The sequence below is a fragment of the Rhizobium sp. 10N414 genome, assembly GCF_056394785.1.
This window is the reverse complement of sequence record NZ_JBFTIN010000004.1, coordinates 184,626-202,800: the sequence shown is the minus strand read 5'-3', so window position 1 is coordinate 202,800 and position 18,175 is coordinate 184,626. Positions and strand designations below refer to the sequence as shown.

At 59.7% G+C, this 18,175-nt stretch carries 17 protein-coding genes and 1 pseudogene; 12 read left to right on the top strand and 6 right to left on the bottom strand.

Going from position 1 to position 18,175, the window contains the following annotated elements; genetic code table 11:
* The first annotated feature begins 189 nt into the window (after positions 1 to 189).
* The 9 genes from pcaF (at position 190) to AC1DE4_RS07025 (ending at position 8,723) form a co-directional block, all read left to right on the top strand.
* Entirely contained in the window at positions 190 to 1,395 is a 1,206-nt protein-coding gene (pcaF, locus tag AC1DE4_RS07065) for a 3-oxoadipyl-CoA thiolase (RefSeq protein ID WP_477880756.1), read from the top strand.
* Positions 1,396 to 1,420: 25 nt separating this feature from the next.
* The gene (gene paaA, locus AC1DE4_RS07060; RefSeq protein ID WP_477880754.1) at positions 1,421 to 2,425 is read left to right on the top strand and encodes a 1,2-phenylacetyl-CoA epoxidase subunit PaaA; all 1,005 of its coding nucleotides are present in this window, start codon (positions 1,421 to 1,423) and stop codon (positions 2,423 to 2,425) included.
* Positions 2,426 to 2,528: 103 nt separating this feature from the next.
* The gene (gene paaB / locus AC1DE4_RS07055; protein WP_018856780.1) at positions 2,529 to 2,813 is read left to right on the top strand and encodes a 1,2-phenylacetyl-CoA epoxidase subunit PaaB; all 285 of its coding nucleotides are present in this window, start codon (positions 2,529 to 2,531) and stop codon (positions 2,811 to 2,813) included.
* Positions 2,813 to 3,592: a 1,2-phenylacetyl-CoA epoxidase subunit PaaC gene (gene paaC, locus AC1DE4_RS07050; protein WP_477880752.1), complete on the top strand. Its 780-nt coding sequence runs from the start codon at positions 2,813 to 2,815 to the stop codon at positions 3,590 to 3,592. Before paaB ends, paaC begins: the two co-directional genes overlap by 1 nt.
* 15 nt (positions 3,593 to 3,607) lie before the next feature.
* Complete coding sequence (paaD, locus tag AC1DE4_RS07045) at positions 3,608 to 4,132, top strand: 1,2-phenylacetyl-CoA epoxidase subunit PaaD (protein ID WP_025660541.1); 525 nt, start codon at positions 3,608 to 3,610, stop codon at positions 4,130 to 4,132.
* A gap of 25 nt (positions 4,133 to 4,157) precedes the next feature.
* Positions 4,158 to 5,234, top strand: a complete 1,077-nt coding sequence (paaE, locus tag AC1DE4_RS07040) for a 1,2-phenylacetyl-CoA epoxidase subunit PaaE (protein ID WP_192305094.1) — start codon at positions 4,158 to 4,160, stop codon at positions 5,232 to 5,234.
* A 27-nt stretch (positions 5,235 to 5,261) separates the two neighbouring features.
* The gene (locus AC1DE4_RS07035; protein WP_477880750.1) at positions 5,262 to 6,017 is read left to right on the top strand and encodes a Phenylacetic acid catabolic protein; all 756 of its coding nucleotides are present in this window, start codon (positions 5,262 to 5,264) and stop codon (positions 6,015 to 6,017) included.
* A gap of 16 nt (positions 6,018 to 6,033) precedes the next feature.
* Positions 6,034 to 8,091, top strand: a complete 2,058-nt coding sequence (gene paaZ / locus AC1DE4_RS07030; protein WP_477880748.1) for a phenylacetic acid degradation bifunctional protein PaaZ — start codon at positions 6,034 to 6,036, stop codon at positions 8,089 to 8,091.
* A 17-nt stretch (positions 8,092 to 8,108) separates the two neighbouring features.
* Complete coding sequence (locus tag AC1DE4_RS07025; RefSeq protein ID WP_477880746.1) at positions 8,109 to 8,723, top strand: phenylacetic acid degradation protein PaaY; 615 nt, start codon at positions 8,109 to 8,111, stop codon at positions 8,721 to 8,723.
* 175 nt (positions 8,724 to 8,898) lie between these two features.
* Here the strand turns inward: AC1DE4_RS07025 and AC1DE4_RS07020 are convergent, their stop codons facing one another.
* Positions 8,899 to 9,225 carry a hypothetical protein gene (locus tag AC1DE4_RS07020; RefSeq protein WP_477880744.1) on the bottom strand — a complete coding sequence of 109 codons (327 nt, stop codon included), beginning with the start codon at positions 9,223 to 9,225 and terminating at the stop codon, positions 8,899 to 8,901.
* A gap of 152 nt (positions 9,226 to 9,377) precedes the next feature.
* A complete protein-coding gene (locus AC1DE4_RS07015; protein ID WP_477880742.1) occupies positions 9,378 to 10,766 on the bottom strand; it encodes a hypothetical protein in 1,389 nt (462 codons plus the stop codon).
* 214 nt (positions 10,767 to 10,980) lie between these two features.
* Between AC1DE4_RS07015 and AC1DE4_RS07010 the strand changes: the two genes are divergently transcribed.
* Entirely contained in the window at positions 10,981 to 11,925 is a 945-nt protein-coding gene (locus AC1DE4_RS07010) for a glycosyltransferase family 2 protein (RefSeq protein ID WP_477880740.1), read from the top strand.
* A 295-nt stretch (positions 11,926 to 12,220) separates the two neighbouring features.
* Here AC1DE4_RS07010 and AC1DE4_RS07005 read toward each other — a convergent pair.
* The 3 genes and pseudogenes from AC1DE4_RS07005 to AC1DE4_RS06995 all read right to left on the bottom strand — a co-directional run.
* Positions 12,221 to 13,178, bottom strand: a pseudogene (locus AC1DE4_RS07005) (DUF6880 family protein); the annotation flags it as partial.
* 251 nt (positions 13,179 to 13,429) lie between these two features.
* Positions 13,430 to 14,668, bottom strand: coding sequence for a HipA domain-containing protein (locus AC1DE4_RS07000; RefSeq protein ID WP_477880738.1), 1,239 nt, complete (start codon positions 14,666 to 14,668; stop codon positions 13,430 to 13,432).
* A complete protein-coding gene (locus tag AC1DE4_RS06995; RefSeq protein WP_018856771.1) occupies positions 14,665 to 14,937 on the bottom strand; it encodes a helix-turn-helix transcriptional regulator in 273 nt (90 codons plus the stop codon). The genes AC1DE4_RS07000 and AC1DE4_RS06995 overlap by 4 nt, the downstream gene beginning before the upstream one ends.
* Before the next feature lie 263 nt (positions 14,938 to 15,200).
* Here AC1DE4_RS06995 and AC1DE4_RS06990 point away from each other — a divergent pair, with 263 nt between their 5' ends.
* The gene (locus AC1DE4_RS06990; protein ID WP_477880736.1) at positions 15,201 to 16,610 is read left to right on the top strand and encodes an NfeD family protein; all 1,410 of its coding nucleotides are present in this window, start codon (positions 15,201 to 15,203) and stop codon (positions 16,608 to 16,610) included.
* A gap of 26 nt (positions 16,611 to 16,636) precedes the next feature.
* Positions 16,637 to 17,398 carry a slipin family protein gene (locus tag AC1DE4_RS06985; RefSeq protein ID WP_477880734.1) on the top strand — a complete coding sequence of 254 codons (762 nt, stop codon included), beginning with the start codon at positions 16,637 to 16,639 and terminating at the stop codon, positions 17,396 to 17,398.
* Between the two features lie 87 nt (positions 17,399 to 17,485).
* On the opposite strand, the gene AC1DE4_RS06980 is transcribed toward AC1DE4_RS06985, so the two are convergent.
* Positions 17,486 to 18,082, bottom strand: coding sequence for a TetR/AcrR family transcriptional regulator (locus AC1DE4_RS06980; protein WP_025660533.1), 597 nt, complete (start codon positions 18,080 to 18,082; stop codon positions 17,486 to 17,488).
* Positions 18,083 to 18,175 lie beyond the last annotated feature (93 nt).

Genomic DNA, 18,175 nt, shown 5'->3' with positions numbered 1-18,175 from the left:
TCTTACGATCAGCTTTTCGGCCGCCGGCGCGGCTTTCGTGCTAAGGTTTTTCCTGCAGAATATTAAATATCACAAACTTTCCACAAAAATGCATTGCTCTGTGACATATCGCATGCTAATAACATGACCGATCGGTCGGTTAATCAATACTGAATTGATCGGCTTTGCGAGAGCAGGAGGAAATCGCGCATGTCGGAAGCATTCATCTGTGATGCCGTTCGCACACCCATCGGTCGCTATGGCGGCGCGCTGGCGACGGTTCGCGCAGACGATCTGGCCGCCCTCCCCCTCACTGCGCTGATGGAACGCAATCCTGACGTCGACTGGAGCAAGGTCGATGATCTGATCTACGGCTGCGCCAACCAGGCGGGCGAAGACAATCGCAATGTCGGCCGCATGGCCGTGCTGTTGTCGGGCATGCCGGTCAGTGTCCCCGCAACAACCGTCAACCGCCTGTGCGGCTCCGGCATGGATGCCGTCGGAATGGCAGCAAGAGCAATCCGCGCCGGCGACTGTGACCTCGTGATTGCCGGCGGCGTTGAAAGCATGAGCCGGGCGCCTTTCGTCATGCCGAAGGCAGACAGCGCCTTTTCCCGCTCCAACGCCATCTACGACACGACGATCGGCTGGCGCTTCGTCAATCCGATGATGAAGGCGGGCTTTGGCGTCGATTCGATGCCTCAGACGGCCGACAATGTGGCAGCCGATTTTGGCGTCAGCCGCACCGACCAGGACGCTTTCGCGGCCCGCAGCCAGGCCCGCTGGGCGGCTGCTCAGGAGGCTGGCCTCTTCGCGGACGAACTGGTCGCCGTCAAGGTCGCGCAAAAGAAGGGCGACCCCATCATTGTCGATCGCGACGAGCACCCGCGTCCGGGCACGACGATCGACCAGCTTTCCAGATTGAAGGGCGTCAATGGCCCTGATCTCAGTGTTACCGCCGGCAATGCATCAGGCGTCAATGACGGTGCAGCCGCTCTTGTCGTTGCAAGCGAAGCGGCCGCGAAGGCACAGGGCCTGACGCCAAAGGCGCGTATCGTGGCAATGGCGGCCGCCGGCGTCGAACCGCGCATCATGGGCGTCGGCCCGGCACCGGCCGCGCGGCGGGTGCTCGAGCGTGCCGGTCTTTCGATCGGCCAGATGGATGTGATCGAGCTCAACGAGGCTTTTGCCGCCCAGGCGCTCGCCGTGTTGCGCGATCTGGACCTCCCGGATGATGCGCCCCATGTCAATCCAAATGGCGGCGCCATCGCGATGGGCCATCCGCTCGGCATGAGCGGTGCCCGGCTGGTCACGACGGCAACCTACCAATTGCATCGCCAGGGCGGTCGCTATGCGCTTTGCACCATGTGCATCGGCGTCGGCCAGGGCATCGCGATCATTCTCGAGCGCGTCTGACGCGCCAAGGCAAAGGAGACGAACCATGTACGCACAGATGGTCAAGACCGACAGCGCCCGCGTCAAGACGCTCGATGAAATGGATCCGGTTGAACGCGCCTTCCAGGAGCGCATCGACGCCGGTCAGAAGATCGAGCCGAAGGAATGGATGCCGGAAGGCTATCGCAAGACACTGATGCGCCAGATCAGCCAGCATGCGCATTCCGAAATCGTCGGCCAGCTGCCCGAAGGCAACTGGATCACCCGTGCCCCGACGCTCGAGCGCAAGGCGATCCTGCTCGCCAAGGTTCAGGACGAGGCCGGCCATGGGCTTTACCTCTACTGCGCGGCCGAAACGCTCGGCATCAGCCGGGACGAGATGTACGAGCAGCTGCACAGTGGCAAGGCGAAATACTCCTCGATCTTCAACTACCCGACGCTGAGCTGGGCCGACATCGGCGCCATCGGCTGGCTGGTCGATGGCGCGGCGATCATGAACCAGGTACCGCTGCAACGCTGTTCCTACGGGCCTTACGCCCGCGCCATGGTCCGCATCTGCAAGGAAGAAAGCTTCCATCAGCGCCAGGGCTTCGACATCCTGATGAAGATGGTCAAGGGCACGCCCGCCCAGAAGGACATGGTCCAGGACGCCTTGAACCGCTGGTGGTGGCCATCGCTGATGATGTTTGGTCCGTCAGACGACGCATCCGTGCATTCAGCCCAGTCCATGTCCTGGAAGATCAAGCAGAATTCGAACGACGAGCTGCGCCAGAAGTTCGTCGACCAGACAGTGCCGCAGGCGGAATATCTCGGCCTGACGGTTCCGGACCCGGATCTGAAGTGGAACGAGGAAAAGGGCGGTTACGACTTCGGCGAACCTGACTGGACCGAGTTCTTCGCCGTCATCGCCGGCAACGGTCCGTGCAACGCCGAACGCCTCGGCGCCCGGCAGAAGGCATGGAACGATGGCGCATGGTTTCGGGATGGTCTCGTTGCCCACGCCGAGAAGATGACATCGCGTCGCGCCGCTCAGCGCACCGCAGCCGAATGATGCGTCCGGACGCCTCGGCGTCCGCTCCAAGCAGTCGCAAGTCTTAACAATACGCGATTTCCGGGCCATGGCCCGTGAGAAACGCAAGACGGGAGAAATGTCCATGTCCAGCGAATGGCCTCTTTGGGAAGTCTTCATCCGCGGCCAGCACGGCCTCAATCACCGGCATGTCGGCAGCCTGCATGCGCCCGACGCCGAAATGGCCGTCAACAACGCACGTGATGTCTACACCCGCCGAAACGAAGGCGTGAGCATCTGGGTGGTACGCTCGAGCGACATCACCGCCAGCGCGCCTTCGGACAAGGGACCACTGTTTGATCCTTCGAATTCGAAGGTCTATCGTCATCCGACGTTCTTCGACGTTCCCGAAGAAGTGGGGCATATGTGATGAGCGCTGCCTCCAACACGGCCGTCAGCCAGACGGCACTTTTCGAGTTTCTGACACGCATGGGCGACAATGCGCTGATCCTCGGTCATCGCGTTTCCGAATGGTGCGGGCATTCACCGGCGCTCGAGGAAGACATTGCGCTTTCCAACACCGCGCTCGATCTGATCGGCCAGACACAACTCTGGCTCGGTCTTGCCGGCGAAGTCGAAGGCCGGGGCCGCAGCGCCGACAATCTTGCCTATCTGCGTGATGCGCGCGACTTCCGCAACGTCCTGCTGGTCGAGCGTCCGAATGGCGATTTTGGCAAGACGCTGATGCGTCAATTTCTGTTCGACGCCTGGCATTTCCTGATGCTGAAGGCGCTTTGCGGCTCGACCGACAAGCGCATTGCCGAGATTGCCGAAAAGGCCACGAAGGAAGTTGCCTATCACCTCGATCGCAGCCGCGATCTGATCATCCGCCTTGGCGACGGTACCGCCGAAAGCCATCGGCGCATGCAGGAAGCGCTTGACGATCTCTGGGCCTATACCGGTGAACTCTTCATCGGCGACGCGTTGGACGCGGAGCTTGTTGCTGCCGGCATTGCACCGGAGCCGGAAAGCCTGAAGCCCGCCTGGGATGAGCTTGTCGGCGAGGCCCTGTCCGAGGCAACGCTCAAGAAGCCTTCCGATGGCTTCATGCACAAGGGCGGCAAGCGCGGCCTTCATACCGAACATATGGGCTTCATCCTGGCCGATCTGCAATTCCTGCAGCGCGCTTATCCGGGCGCGACCTGGTAACGGAAGGAGGCGGTCATGACGGCCGTAACTTTGCCTTCGACATCAGACGTCTGGCAGTGGCTTGCAGAGGTTCCGGATCCCGAGATTCCGGTGATCTCCCTGGTCGATCTCGGCATTATCAGGGATGTCGCCTTCGATGACGACACGCTGGTTGTGACGGTAACGCCGACCTATTCGGGCTGTCCGGCAACCGCGATCATCAATCTCGATATCGAGCGGGCGCTGCATGAGAAGGGCATCGAAAAGCTGCGGCTGGAACGCCAGCTTTCGCCGGCCTGGACGACGGACTGGATCAGCGCCGAAGGTCGCGAAAAGCTCAAGGCCTATGGCATCGCGCCGCCTGTCGATGGCACCGCGATCGACGGGATCCTGCGCCAGCGTGTCGATCGGCTCTCTGGCCGCTCCAATCTGACGATCGCCTGTCCGCGCTGCGGATCGGCAAACACAGAAAAGATCAGCCAGTTCGGCTCGACGCCCTGCAAGGCGAGCTATCGCTGCACCGACTGCCTGGAACCATTCGATTATTTCAAGTGCATCTGACCCTTTGCCTAGTGAGGTCCGCAATATGGCACGTTTCCATTCCCTTCAGGTCACCGACGTCAAGCGCGAGACGCGCGATGCCGTGGTCGTCACCCTTGCTCCGCTGGACGAGGACCGCGGTGCGTTCGATTTCACGCAGGGCCAGTATCTGACATTTCGCCGCCAGTTCGATGGCGAGGAACTGCGCCGCTCCTACTCGATCTGTGCCGGCCGCGACGAAGGTATCTTGAGGGTCGGCATCAAGCGGGTCGACGGCGGCTGCTTTTCGACCTGGGCCAATGAAGAGCTCAAGATTGGCGACACGATGGAAGCGATGCCGCCGATGGGCGCGTTCTTCACGGCGATCGAGCCCGAGGTTTCCAAGAGCTACATCGGTTTTGCCGCCGGCAGCGGCATCACGCCGGTGCTCTCCATCATCAAGACCACCTTGGCGCGTGAGCCCCATTCGCGCTTCACGCTCGTCTACGCAAACCGGCAGATCAGCTCGATCATGTTCCGCGAGGAGCTGGACGATCTGAAGAATAGCTATCTCGGTCGGCTGTCCATCCTGCACGTGCTGGAAAGCGAAGCCCAGGATATCGACCTCTTCACGGGGCGCATTGATACCGAAAAGTGCGCAGCATTGTTCAGGCACTGGATCGACCTGAAATCCGTCGACACCGCTTTCATCTGCGGTCCGGAACCGATGATGTTGACGATCGCGGCGGCCCTTCGCGACCACGGAATGCGCGAAGAGCAGATCAAGTTCGAGCTCTTTGCGTCCTCGCAGCCAGGCCGGGCGCGCCGAAAGAGCGAAAGCGCTGCCTCTGCGGATCGCCACGCGGCATGCGAGGCAACCGTCACCCTCGACGGTGCAACCCGTGTCTTCAAGATGCCTAAGCAGGGGCAAACCCTGCTCGAAGCCGCGCTCGAGAACAACATGGACGCGCCCTACGCCTGCAAGGCAGGTGTCTGTTCCACGTGTCGGGCCAAGGTGATCGAAGGCGAGACCGAGATGGAGGTCAACCATGCGCTCGAGGATTACGAAGTGCGCCAGGGCTATGTTCTGACCTGCCAATGTTATCCGCTGAGCGACCGGGTCGTGGTCAGCTACGACCAATAAGGCGCGAAAGCGAGGGAGGATTAGCCAATGTCCGATACGATGCCGATCGAGGAATACCTGCTGAAAGGTGGCGTGCTGACGTCGCCTGACAATGTGACCCCACGCTATCGCGGCGAGCTTTTGCGCCTGATGGCAAGTTTCGTCGATAGCGAGCTTGCGGGTGCAGCCGGCTTTGCCGACACGATCAACGACGCGCCAGGGATCAAGGAGCGCATCGCGTCTGCCAAGATCGTGCTTGAAAAGACCGACCATGCCGGTCGGGTCCTCGAGATCATGGGCAGCTTCGGCGCCGACACCGGCCGTTACGCCGTCCACCATCCCTGGGACGCCCGGCTGGAGCGCGACGCCGATATCGGTGGGGTGCGTCAGGGCGGCGACATGCGCCTTTCGGTCTTCCACTATCCCCTGCATGGCTGGATCGACGCGGTTGTCATGAACGTGCTGATGGGTACCGCAAGCACCATCCAGCTGCGCGAGCTTGCCCGCGTTTCCTACCAGCCACTTGCCGAAGTGTTCCGCGCCATTCTACCCAGCGAGGCGCATCACACCGAACTCGGCATCGAGGGACTGAAGAAAATTGCCGAGACGGAAGACGGAGCAACGGCAGCGCGCAAGGCAATCGCCTACTGGCGCCCGCGCGTTGCGGCAAGCTTCGGGCTCTCCGGCTCGGCGCGCTACGAAACGCTGGCTCGCTTCGGCCTTCGCCACACACCCAACGAGACGCTGCTATCCGAATGGCAGGCGGCCGTTGATGCGCAGCTTGCTGCGCGCAATCTGAACTGACCGGAAGGATAAGACGATGAACGTCCTGGTAAACCCGCCGCGCCGCCTCGAAAGCTATGTTTATGGCCGCTGGGTTCCCGGCACGAAGGATGGCGCCGAACTCCTCGACGCTTCGACAGGCGTACCGGTTGCATTGATCGATTCCACCGGCGTCGACTTTGCCGCATCTCTGGCCTACGGCCGCAAGAAGGCTGGCCCGGCCCTGCGTCGCATGTCGTTTCATGAGCGTGCCGCCATGCTGAAGGCACTTGGCCAGGCGCTGATGGAGAGGAAGGAAGAATTCTACGCCCTTTCCTCGGCCACCGGTGCGACGAAGGCAGACAGCTGGATCGATATCGATGGCGGCATTGGCACTCTCTTGTCCTATGCCTCAAAGGGACGGCGCGAGTTGCCGAATACGCGCGTGCTTGTCGATGGCGACGTTGAAAGCCTGTCACGCGACGGCACGTTTGCCGCCCGGCACATCCTGTCGCCGCTGCAGGGCGTCGCCATTCACATCAATGCCTTCAACTTTCCGGTCTGGGGCATGCTGGAGAAGCTGGCGCCGACCCTGCTTGCCGGCATGCCGGCTATCGTCAAGCCGGCGAGCCAGACGGCCTATCTGACCGAACTGGTCGTGCGCCGCATGGTCGAGACGGGCCTGCTTCCCGAAGGCGCCGTGCAACTTGTCTGCGGCTCCGTCGGAGATCTTCTTGATCATGTCGACGGACAGGATGCCGTCACCTTTACCGGTTCGGCCTGGACCGGCCGCAAGCTGAAGACGCATCCGGCAATCATCGAGAATTCGGTCCGCTTCACCATGGAGGCCGACAGTCTCAATGCCTCTGTCCTCGGTCTCGACGCGGCCCCTGGCACCGAGGAGTTCGACCTTTTCGTCAAGGAAGTCTCCCGCGAGATGACGGCGAAGGCCGGCCAGAAGTGCACGGCCATCCGCCGCGTCATCGCACCCCGCGCCTATTGCGACGCTCTTGTCGCCGCTCTTGGCGATCGTCTTGGCAAGACGGCGCTCGGCAATGCCGCCGATGAAAACGTCCGCATGGGCCCGCTCGCAAGCCTTGCCCAGCGCGACGAGGTCCGCGCCCGCATCCGCGATCTTCTTGCCGATGCAGAGATCGTTGCCGGCGATCCGGACAATCCCCGGGTCGTCTCCGGAGACGCTGAGGCCGGAGCCTTCCTCAATCCAGTGCTGCTATACTGCGACAAACCCTGGGACGCCCGGGCTGTTCACGACGTCGAAGCCTTCGGCCCGGTCAGCACGGTCATGCCCTATGACAGCGCCGAGGAGGCTGTCGACCTTGCCCGTCGCGGCAAGGGAAGCCTGGTATCGTCGGTCTTCACCAATGATCCGGGTTTTGCCGAAGAGGTTGTTCTCGGCATGGCGCCCTTCCACGGCCGCGTGCTGATCGGCAACCGGGTCAGCGCCAAGACCTCGACCGGCCATGGCTCACCGCTGCCGGGTCTCGTGCACGGCGGCCCGGGACGTGCCGGCGGCGGCGAGGAGTTGGGCGGACTTCGTGGGGTCAAGCATTACATGCAGCGTACCGCGGTCCAGGGCTCGCCCACGCTTCTTTCCGCGGTCACCGGCCGCTGGGTTGCGGATGCCGAGGTCCGCAAGGATGGCGAACATCCCTTCCGCAAGTCGCTCGCCGAACTGCGGATCGGCGACCAGCTTGTCACCGGAACACGCACCGTCACGCTTGAGGATATCGAGCACTTCGCCAACTTCACCGGCGACACCTTCTACGCCCATATGGACGAGGAAGCCGCCCGCGCCAATCCGTTCTTCGATGGTCGCGTTGCCCATGGCTACCTGATCGTCTCATTTGCTGCCGGCCTCTTCGTCGACCCGGCCCCAGGCCCGGTTCTCGCCAATTACGGCGTCGACAACCTGCGCTTCCTCACGCCGGTCAATCCGGGCGATACGTTGCAGGTGAAATTGACCTGCAAGGAGATCAATCCGCGCATCGGCGCCGAGCACGGCGAGGTGCGCTGGGACTGCAATGTGACCAATCAGAACGGTGCGACGGTCGCCCAATACGATGTTTTGACAATGGTCGCCAAGACAAGAGACTAAGACAAGGGACTGATCAGATGGCTATGGTCTATTCCTATGATGGCGTCGTGCCTGTTATCCATCGGGCGGCCTTCGTCCATCCTGCCGCGGTGGTGATCGGCGACGTCATCATCGGAGCGGCCTGCTATGTCGGGCCTTGCGCCGTGCTGCGCGGCGATTTCGGGCGCATCGTCATGGAACGCGGTTCGAACGTCCAGGAGACCTGCGTCGTGCACAGTTTCCCAAATGTCGAGGTGGTGATCGGCGAGGAAGGCCACATCGGGCACGGCGCCGTGCTGCACGGCTGCCGGATCGGTCGCAATGCCATGGTGGGGATGAATGCGGTCGTCATGGACGAGGCTGTCATCGGCGAAAATTCGATCGTTGCCGCCATGGCTTTCGTCAAGGCAGGGGCCGACATCCCGGCAAACAGCCTGGCGGTCGGCTCGCCGGCCAGGGTCATCCGCGAGCTCAGTGAAAAGGAAATCGCCTGGAAGCGCCAGGGCACCGGCGTTTACCAACGCCTCGCCCTGGAGGCCAGAGACAAGCTTCAACCGGCCGAACCACTCAGCGAGCCGGAGGAAGACCGGCGACGGATCCAGGCACCCGAATATGATCCATTGGTCCTGGAACGGCTGAAATTCGGTGATTGAGCAGGAATGCTTCCCAAAAAGGCGAGGGATTTTCAGGATAAGGACATCCCCAACACAGCCGAAGGCAAGGAAATCAGAAGCCTGAAACATTGCGATGCACTTGGCGCTCAGTGTGTTATGTCAGCCGGATGTGCGAACGCTACTTGAGATAGAGATAACCCTGTAGAAACTGCGGTTATACTGCATGGATCCCGCCGAGTACGTTCATCTCAGCCTCCGACGGAAATGCCGGGGCCGCATCCTTCGCCGTGCCATTTTGATTGCGAGCCTCTTGGTGCAAATCGTAGTGCGGAACGCTCGGTTGTCCAAACCCGGACACCATGCCCTCGGGAATGGATCTTGAGGAGGACCCAAGGGGCCGACCCTTGTTCTTCGAACAAGGCTTTGCTAGTGCAACATCGAGCGGATCGCCTTCCGCCATCGATTTGCCCTGAGCATTCAGCACGTCAACCTGACTCAACTTGGTGACGATCTCTTCCGCCTTGTGTCTTTTCGCTGCCATTTCAATGTCCTTCTTCGACTGACTTCAAGAAGGATCACTTTGCAGGGGCAGACCAGTCGTATTCCATAGATGCAAAAGGCCGATTGAACAGGAGCGCGAGCGCTGCGGCACGACCATCGCGAGCAGTCGGCCCGTCACCGGCCGAGCGGCATCTACTCGAACATCGGCGACTTCACCCCATAGTATTTCTTGAACACCGTTTCATAGCCTTTGATGAACCACTCCGGCGATGAAGCTGTTGGAAGCGGTCTGATCTGCATCGGAATTGCGTCCAGCTGGAGTCCTGTCTTGAGCGTGGCGTTATCGCCCAGCGTAGCCCTCGCATAGGCGGCCTCGACCTGCCGTGAAAACGCATTCCCTTTTTCGATCTCCTGAAATGAGCCGTGCTGTAACTTGGAAAACAAGACGACGAGAAGTAACGTCAGGATAGGTTGAACTGTGCGGTGCTTGGAGGCGACACGCGAAACGACGAGTGCAAATAAATACAGGACAGCTATTTTCCCTACCAGCATGAGGTCGCCCCAGGGATATTCTGTTATCGCCAGATAGTTCACCCGTGTCTTGAGAGAGATCAGAAACGTCACCGCGAGCACGACCAGAGCTGTCTGAATGCAAAAAAGCACGCTGCTCCGATGCTCGGCATCTTCCAGCTTTTTTCTCCCACGCCATAATGCAATGGCACTCCCGCCAATAAGAAAAAGTGCCAGCCCAACCGGTGCCAGCTTGGAAGCGGGACCGAACGTGAACCCTTCGCTGGGCCCCGCACCGGTCACCACCGTTGCTCTTTCGGAAAAGAAGATCGTGACGAGAAGAGCAAGCAAGCTGAAGAGTATGTTGGTCAGCACGATCATCGATCGCGATCCAATTTTGACCTGCGACATGACCGCAGGCGCCTGCCATCCGTTCTTGTGCAAATGCAACCCGAGCAGCATTGCGTTGAATATGAAAATTGCCGCGGAAAATGCTTCGAGCGAGAACGAACAGACATAGGACAGCAACAACAGGCACGAGGTTTTCTCGATGCTCGCGCCGTCATCCTTGATGCCTGCTGTCATCCCGAGCAGGACGAATGTCAAGAATGCCGGCAACTGGTAGCAGATAAAATGGACTTGGTTCTTCCAGGGTAATAATTTGAAAATGCAAACTGCAATGATCAGCGAAAAGACAAATGAAAAAACCTTGTTTCTCGGGTCGAGAGGCAATGATCGAAGGAAATAAGCAAGCACTCCGGTGGAGAAGAGTGCAAAGACGCTTGCTGAGAAAAGCTTGTAGAAGCTAAAGAAGCTAACCTTTGCAACTCCATTCGTGGCAAAGAACAGAAAATTGAATGTCGAGGCGAAGATGCTTCTTCCGTAGTTGTCAACGACTCTATTTGGAGTCCATCCGCCGCTGAATTTCGGAAGCATTGAGCTCTGCAGCGACGACGCATAGTGAACTACATCGTCACCATTCATGACGGCAACGCTATAGGTCGCCAACCATATGAGAACAAAAAAGCATGCAGGAAATATAAAATGTGGCCGATTGTTTCTGATCTTCATAAGTCCTCCGTATCGCTTTGTTCGATGGTTGTCGACCGGCCGTTTGCCGGAATCAGAACGCTACGAGTGTAGATCAGTTCTGCCCGGATCGATGGAAGTGTACGGTTGCGTTGTCGAGTCGCGTGATTTCAGGAGCACAAACGCGCCGCGGGCTGTGATGCGTACGCAGTGACCCGTGCATATCTGAGTGTGGGAGGTTTAACTGGAGGGAATTGTGAATAGGAAAAAATGCGTATCCATCATTGTCCCGTTCTATAATGAAGCGGACGGTATCAATCGATTTCGGAATGCAATTGCTGACGTCATGGCGAAAGCCCCGGCATACGACTTTGAAGTCATTTGCGTGGATGACGGGAGCCAGGACGATACGTTGGAACAATTGATCGCGCTGTCGCAGGAGGACAATCGCTTTCGGGTCATCGAGCTCTCCCGAAACTTTGGAAAAGAGGCTGCGTTGACCGCCGCCATTGATTTCTCGAACGGGGACGCGGCCATTCCTTTCGATGCAGATCTTCAGGATCCTCCAGAACTCATCTTGAAGATGATCGAAAAATGGGAAGCGGGCTACGAGGTCGTGCTGGCGAGGCGTGCGGACCGCACCATGGACACGTACTTGAAGCGGAAGACCGCAGGAATGTTCTACCGGTTTCACAACCGGATGTCCGACACGAAGATTCCCGAGAATGTCGGCGATTTCCGCTTGATGGACCGCGCGGTCGTGGCTGCGATCAAACGTCTCCCGGAGCGGCAACGCTTCATGAAGGGTTTGTTCGCCTGGGTCGGATTCAGGACCGCCGTAATCGACTACAAGCGCGCTGCGCGCCAGACAGGCGAGACCAAGTTCTCCGCTTGGAAGCTCTGGAACTTCGCGCTGGAAGGCATCACAAGTTTCAGCACCGTGCCACTCAGGCTGATGACGTGGGTGGGAAGTGTCGGGACGCTGACCACCTTGCTCTACGCGCTCTACATCACCTTCAAGACGCTCATCTATGGCGTGGATGTGCCCGGATACGCCTCGCTGCTCGTCGCCATTCTGTTCATGGGCAGCCTCCAGTTGATCGGGTTGGGAATCCTGGGCGAATACATCGGTCGCATCTATATGGAATCGAAGCAGCGTCCTGCGTATCTGGTTCGCCGGCATTACGGCTTCACCGGTTAGACGAGGCCATTCCCCCGGTGCAATCAGTCGTCGAGGCGGAGGTGGCGCGCCGGGGGGCTCTATGAGGAGTTGACCGCCCGCAGTGGCCGAGCGACTGCCGGGCTATTCAAGCCACCGTTCTGCCAACTGGCTGGTATCGAGATAGCTAGGGCATCGCGCTGATCCCGCGGAGCGCCGGCCCTCTGCGTTGCGCTCTCAGGTCGTGGGCTTCTTTTTATTGCTCAGCCCAAGCCGTTGGAGAAATCGACCGATAGTGGCTCGATGGACCATCACACCACGTTCGGTCAGTTCGGCCCCAGCGAAACGCCTGGGCTTCGTCGTTGCGCCCCAGCGCTTCCAGTGCCTCGGCGCGGGCAAGCTGCCATTCGAAGGGGACATCCGCCCGGCCTTTCGCATCAACCTTCTCGAGGGCTTTCAGTGCTTCCTCAGCCCGTCCCGCCGAGACCAGACGGTTGGCGATGTCAGCCGCGACCATCGGCGCTCCATGTGCCCTTTCCGGCTGCTGCGCAATATTGGCATCCACATCACCCTGGGCGTCGGCTATTTCATGGAGCGCGATACGAATGATCAGATCCTGGTGATTGCCGTAAACCTCGTCCACGTAGATGGGGCCAGCGCTGCTCCAGCCGATGACCTTCTGATCTTTCTTGGCCGGCTTCTCCTTGGGCTCGTTCGACCAGCCGACAAAGAGAGCCTTGAGACGCTCCAATCCTTCATTCGCCAGCGCCGCCACCATTGCAGCAATCAGCCGGTCGAACTGGCCGTAAGCATTGCTTGGAACTGCCTTGAATATCTTCTCGGCCAGGACATCGGCATCGATATTCGCCGCCTTGGCGATCGCGCCGGCGTCGGTGCAGGCTTGATGGAAGCTCTGGATCAACGAGCCGCTGCCATCGTCCGATCGCTGAAATAGAGAATCCGCAACCGCTAAAAAACTGCCAGATTAGCTCAAACGCTCCTGCGGGATCGTTGGGCGCGACGGTTTCGACGATCGACTTGCGCTGGGTCTCCAGGTCGGTCCTGGTCGCCTTCACCTTTCGCCAACCAACGAAGGTCTTGGCGCGTGCAATGCTGGAAAGCCTCTTGCGAACCTCCCTGGCAACTTCGGCGCTGCTATGGTTGCCAGCAAGCTCCATACGAAGCCGACGCTTGTGCGCAGCGCTGCCGGTGCTGATTTCCATGAGAAGCTCGGCGAGGCGTTGCACGCCGAGAGCTTCAAGGTTCTTCGCATTAAGTGTCGTCTTGGCTGCCATGGGTCTTTGATGATTTGTGTCGCGCGGACGTTACCCCAGCGCACCACGAAGTCCAAGACGAGAGTGCCGGGATAGTCCTTGGTTTCCCTCCTGGACCTATCCTTTGATAGTGATAGTCGGCTGACGGCCCGATTACAGTCTCTTGCCGCAACAGCGACCGTACCGTCTCATTTACGGAAGAATCGGCAGTTGTGTGAGCGCAATATTTGCAAGAGAAGCGGAAATAATTTCCGCCCTCCGTGGTTTACTGGCTATCCGCGACATTGGACCCGTATTCGCCGACACCGCTTTCGGACGGAATTGATAATCTTCTCGAGGACTCTCACCGGATCGCCAGCCAGAGCCTCGACTTGCGGCGCTACGTCGTCGCACGCGGCGCTGACACGCTCGGCAAGTTCCACAACGCGCCTCAACGTCGATGCACCGCTTAATCCAACCTCGTCTGCCAGGGCCTGCCAATCCGCTCGCCGTAGGTCCGGAGCGTTGAACCGGCCGGCGATCCCCTGCGGCAAACTTTGGTCAACCTGGCGGTACACAGCCGCGCACATCAGGTCATAGAGCGGCGCCATCTTCGCTGACCCGCCAGCACCGATCAGGATGGAATAGTTCTTGGCATGGGAATCCGAATTGCAAATCAGCACGTTGAATATGACTGCATCGAGCAGCGTCAGGCGCTCGGCAGGCGAAACCAGATCGCTGGCGGTGTCGAACATCATTTTCAGGGTCACGCCGCGTCCGGTGGAGGAGCGCTCATATTTCTGCGATGGGAAGTTGCCCGTTAGCTGGCAAAGATCCTCCTGATGCAGTCGACGAGTCTCGCCTTGCGGATCGGTGAAGCGGTCATAGCGCTTCACAAGCAGATAGCGCCGGTTACCCGCGACACCGGTCGTTGCTTCGGCGGCCCCCAGTCCACAGGCGCGCGCGAGGGTAAGGCAGAAGGCTTCGTTCTCGACACTGCCCGCAAGCCGTTTTGAACCCGGCTTCAGAATATGGGTTGAGGGTGTCCCATCGATCGGAATAGAGATGGCGCCACCCTCATCCACGAAGACCGGTAGCTTCTCTTGCACGCCCGCAAGAGACATGGAGACGCCACGTTCTCCAACCAGGAAGGGTCTTGCCGGAAGCTCGTCCAGGATGCGCTCCAGTGCCGTCGCATCCGGCACGGGCTGCAGATGAATGCCCGGCTTACGGGGCGCACCAATCGACAATGCACCCGCAGTGTCCCGCCCGATGTGGCCGAGCAGACCAACGATGTCCTGGGGCGAGACCTTCAGCCGCTGGCCGATTTCGGCGAGGTGCGTTTCCGGGAGCAGATTTGCAAGCCAGGGCAGGAGCCGTTCAGCACCGACTGGGCCTGAACGGAGCGACATGGTCAGCGACACTGGGAAGGCCGAGCGGCGCGCTTCCCAGCTCGGGTCATAGTCCAGTCGCCACTCGCCATCGAAGGTCAGGTGGGCGACGGGGAGGGCTTCGTAGAAGATCGTCGTCATCGACCGTCACCGAAGGTCGGCAGGAAGTCCAGGTCATCGTCAGGCGAGGCCGGGGCGGCTTGGGCCGTCCTGAGATCGCCGATCTCGATGCCGACAGTGCGCGCCACGATCAAGGACTTTTCAAGCTGGCAGCTTGGCTTGCCGGATTCGAGCTCGACGATGAAGCGCTCGCCGGTGCCGGACCGGGCGGCAAGCTCGGTCTGTGTCCAGCCAAGCGCCTTCCGATTTTCCCGGATGGCGGCGCCGAAATCGCGTGCGGACCTGAACATCGAGCATCTCCTGAGGTGGCTTACCGTACAGGAAGATTTCCGTTAGATCAACGCAATCCTTACCGATCGGGAAGCGTGTGTCCGACGGCATAAAAATCACCCCGATCGGGAAGTTTTTCACATCCGGATACCCTTGAAAATCGAGAGCAAAACGATCCTCGATACCCTCGAAGACATTCAAGCTGTTCGCCCCGGACTGCGACGCTTTTCTTTCTCTTTGTGATTTCTGGCTCTTTGTGATTTCTGGGATATACTGGAAAATCATGAGCGTTCCGCAAGTGGTAGCGCTGAGCTTGAAGCGTTGGCGGTGGGTGCCGCCAATCCTGATCTCGTTGTTCTTGCTGCTCTTAGCTCCAGGCATCTTCACGCTGGCGGCGTCGGCGCAATCCAATCGCGCTGCGGTCGTCCTCAAGGTGAACGGCGCCATCGGACCTGCAACGGCAGATTATGTCATACGGGGCCTTCAGCGTGCCGGCGGACATGCCAGCCTGATTATCCTTGAGATGGACACGCCCGGTGGCCTCGACACGTCCATGCGGGACATCATTCGTGCCATCCTTGCCTCGCCCGTCCCAGTCGCCGGCTTCGTCGCACCGAGCGGCGCAAGGGCTGCCAGCGCGGGTACCTATATTCTCTATGCAAGCCACATTGCGGCGATGGCGCCAGGCACGAACCTCGGAGCAGCGACACCGATCGCGCTCGGGGTGAACCCTTTTGGCGGCGATGCAAACCCCGGGAAAGAACCGAACAAGCAAAATGACAAGCAAGTCGAGCCTCCAGCCAGTGCCAGCGAAAAGAAGATCATCAACGACGCGGTGGCGTATATTCGCGGGCTTGCGGAACTGCGCAATCGCAACGCCGACTGGGCAGAGCGGGCCGTGCGGGAAGGCGCGAGCCTTTCATCGACCGCTGCGGTGCGCGAACATGTCATTGATTTCACGGCGGTGGATGTCAAAGATCTCCTTGCGCAGACACAGGCGCGCGTGGTGCGGGTCGGTCAGACAGACATGCGAATTGATACCGCCGGTTTGGCGGTGCAGGAATTCGAGCCGGACTGGCGAACACGCCTGCTTTCGGTGATTACCGATCCAAACATCGCAATCATCCTGATGATGGTTGGTATCTATGGCCTCATCTTCGAGTTTCTTGCGCCTGGGACGATGTTTCCCGGAACGATCGGCGGCATCTCACTCCTTCTTGGTCTCTATGCCCTGGCATTGCTTCCGGTGAGTTTTGCCGGCATTGGGCTCATCATCCTCGGCGTCGGATTGACGGTGGCCGAGATGCATTCGCCAAGCTTCGGCGCTCTGGGCATCGGCGGCGGGGTAGCCATGATCCTCGGCGCAACCATTCTGTTTGATACGGATATGCCGGGCCTTCAGGTTTCGCGCCCGTTACTTGGCGCAATCGCTCTTGCCAGCCTCGTTTTCAGCCTGCTCGTTGCACGCCTGGCATTTGCCTCGCGGTGGCGCAAAGTCGCGACGGGCTCTGAGCAGATGATCGGTATTTCGGGCCAGGTCGAGAGTTGGGCCGGGCCTACAGGCTACGTCATCACGCATGGCGAGCGCTGGAAGGCGATTTCCACCGAGGTGCTCGCCGCCGGGGACGCTGTCGAGGTAATCGCCCGCAACGGTCTGACGCTCGAGGTCGAGAGACGCCCCGACAAGAGCTAGCGGCCTGAAGAGAGCAGGAGAACGTCATGGCTATGTTTGCAGATCTTGCCTTTTATCTTGTGGCGATCCTTATCTTGCTCGTGATCATTGCATCGGCGATCAAGATCCTGCGGGAATACGAACGCGGCGTCGTTTTCACGCTTGGCCGCTTCACAGGCGTCAAGGGACCCGGCCTGATACTCCTGATCCCCTACGTCCAGCAAATGATCCGGGTCGACTTGCGCACGCGAGTACTCGATGTGCCGAGCCAGGACGTCATTTCTCATGACAATGTCTCGGTCCGTGTCAGCGCGGTGATCTACTTCAGGGTCATTGATCCCGGAAAGTCGACGATACAGGTCGAGGACTTCATGATGGCGACAAGCCAGCTTGCCCAGACGACATTGCGCTCGGTCCTGGGCAAGCATGATCTCGACGAGATGCTGGCGGAACGTGACCGGCTCAACCTGGACATTCAGGAAATCCTTGACGCCCAGACGGATGCCTGGGGCATCAAAGTCGCCACTGTCGAGATCAAGCATGTCGACATCAACGAATCGATGATCCGCGCGATTGCCCGCCAGGCGGAAGCCGAGCGCGAGCGCCGCGCAAAAGTCATCAATGCCGAGGGTGAACAGCAGGCGGCGGCAAAGCTCCTCGAAGCGGCCCAAGTGCTTGCCAGGCAGCCAGAGGCCATGCAGCTGCGCTATCTGAACACCTTGAACGTCATCGCAAGCGAGAAGAGCTCGACGATCCTGTTCCCCTTTCCGATGGAGTTCGGCAATCTCATTGCTCCCAAACCGAAATGATCAAGCTTCAGGCTCGGCCCGCCGGTCATGATCATCTCAAGGGGCCTTATGCGCGATCGAAGCGCAATAGGCGAAACGCCGCGGGCCCTAGCGGACCGCCTTGACGCCCTCGAGGATCAGGGTCGTGGCGATATCTGCATACTCGTCACGGCTGACCTGGCCGCCTGGGCGAAACCACATGTAGACCCAGTTCATCATGCCGAAGAGCGACATCGTCACTGGCATCAGCAGAGGCTTGCTGGCGTTGAGGTCGGGGTTGATCTCGATGATGGTATTGGAGAAGCGCTTGACGATCCGGCGCTCGATGGCGCGCAACTCGTCCAGCTGTTCTTGCGACAGCGCACTCGTGCCGTTCAGCTGCACCTTGTGCTCGTTGTCCGCATCGCGATAATTCTCCAGGACTTGCCGGACCAGCAGCCGAAGTCGCTCCTGAGGCGTCACACTGGGTTCGTCTGCGGCAGCAACGGCAGCTTCCAGTTCCTCGAGATGGTTGCGAATGATATCGAAAATCAACGCATCCTTGCTCGGGTAATAGTGATAGAGGAGGGCTTTGGAAACGTTGCTGCGCGAGGCAATGTGGGCCATGGAGGCTTTCTCCATTCCCATTTCCGCAAAGACGGCAGCGGCGCTGCTCAAGAGGCTGCGTTGTTTCTCTTCAAAATCGATCGCGCGCGTTCGTGCCATATTATCCTGCGTTCCTGTTTGTCCTCCGCGCCCCCACGCGATGAGCCGAAGGGCTCGTGAATTTCAGCTTCCCGGAATGATCGTCACGCCGGG

Bases quoted from the DNA above. Each gene is read 5' to 3' on its own strand.
- AC1DE4_RS06985 (WP_477880734.1), top strand. From the start codon at position 16,637: ATGGCTATGTTTGCAGATCTTGCCTTTTATCTTGTGGCGATCCTTATC.
- AC1DE4_RS07035 (WP_477880750.1), top strand. From the start codon at position 5,262: ATGTCCGATACGATGCCGATCGAGGAATACCTGCTGAAAGGTGGCGTG.
- AC1DE4_RS06980 (WP_025660533.1), bottom strand. From the start codon at position 18,082: ATGGCACGAACGCGCGCGATCGATTTTGAAGAGAAACAACGCAGCCTC.
- AC1DE4_RS06995 (WP_018856771.1), bottom strand. From the start codon at position 14,937: ATGTTCAGGTCCGCACGCGATTTCGGCGCCGCCATCCGGGAAAATCGG.
- paaD (WP_025660541.1), top strand. From the start codon at position 3,608: ATGACGGCCGTAACTTTGCCTTCGACATCAGACGTCTGGCAGTGGCTT.
- AC1DE4_RS07025 (WP_477880746.1), top strand. From the start codon at position 8,109: ATGGCTATGGTCTATTCCTATGATGGCGTCGTGCCTGTTATCCATCGG.
- paaB (WP_018856780.1), top strand. From the start codon at position 2,529: ATGTCCAGCGAATGGCCTCTTTGGGAAGTCTTCATCCGCGGCCAGCAC.
- AC1DE4_RS07000 (WP_477880738.1), bottom strand. From the start codon at position 14,668: ATGACGACGATCTTCTACGAAGCCCTCCCCGTCGCCCACCTGACCTTC.
- paaE (WP_192305094.1), top strand. From the start codon at position 4,158: ATGGCACGTTTCCATTCCCTTCAGGTCACCGACGTCAAGCGCGAGACG.
- paaZ (WP_477880748.1), top strand. From the start codon at position 6,034: ATGAACGTCCTGGTAAACCCGCCGCGCCGCCTCGAAAGCTATGTTTAT.
- paaC (WP_477880752.1), top strand. From the start codon at position 2,813: ATGAGCGCTGCCTCCAACACGGCCGTCAGCCAGACGGCACTTTTCGAG.
- AC1DE4_RS06990 (WP_477880736.1), top strand. From the start codon at position 15,201: ATGAGCGTTCCGCAAGTGGTAGCGCTGAGCTTGAAGCGTTGGCGGTGG.
- pcaF (WP_477880756.1), top strand. From the start codon at position 190: ATGTCGGAAGCATTCATCTGTGATGCCGTTCGCACACCCATCGGTCGC.
- AC1DE4_RS07020 (WP_477880744.1), bottom strand. From the start codon at position 9,225: ATGGCAGCGAAAAGACACAAGGCGGAAGAGATCGTCACCAAGTTGAGT.
- AC1DE4_RS07015 (WP_477880742.1), bottom strand. From the start codon at position 10,766: ATGAAGATCAGAAACAATCGGCCACATTTTATATTTCCTGCATGCTTT.
- paaA (WP_477880754.1), top strand. From the start codon at position 1,421: ATGTACGCACAGATGGTCAAGACCGACAGCGCCCGCGTCAAGACGCTC.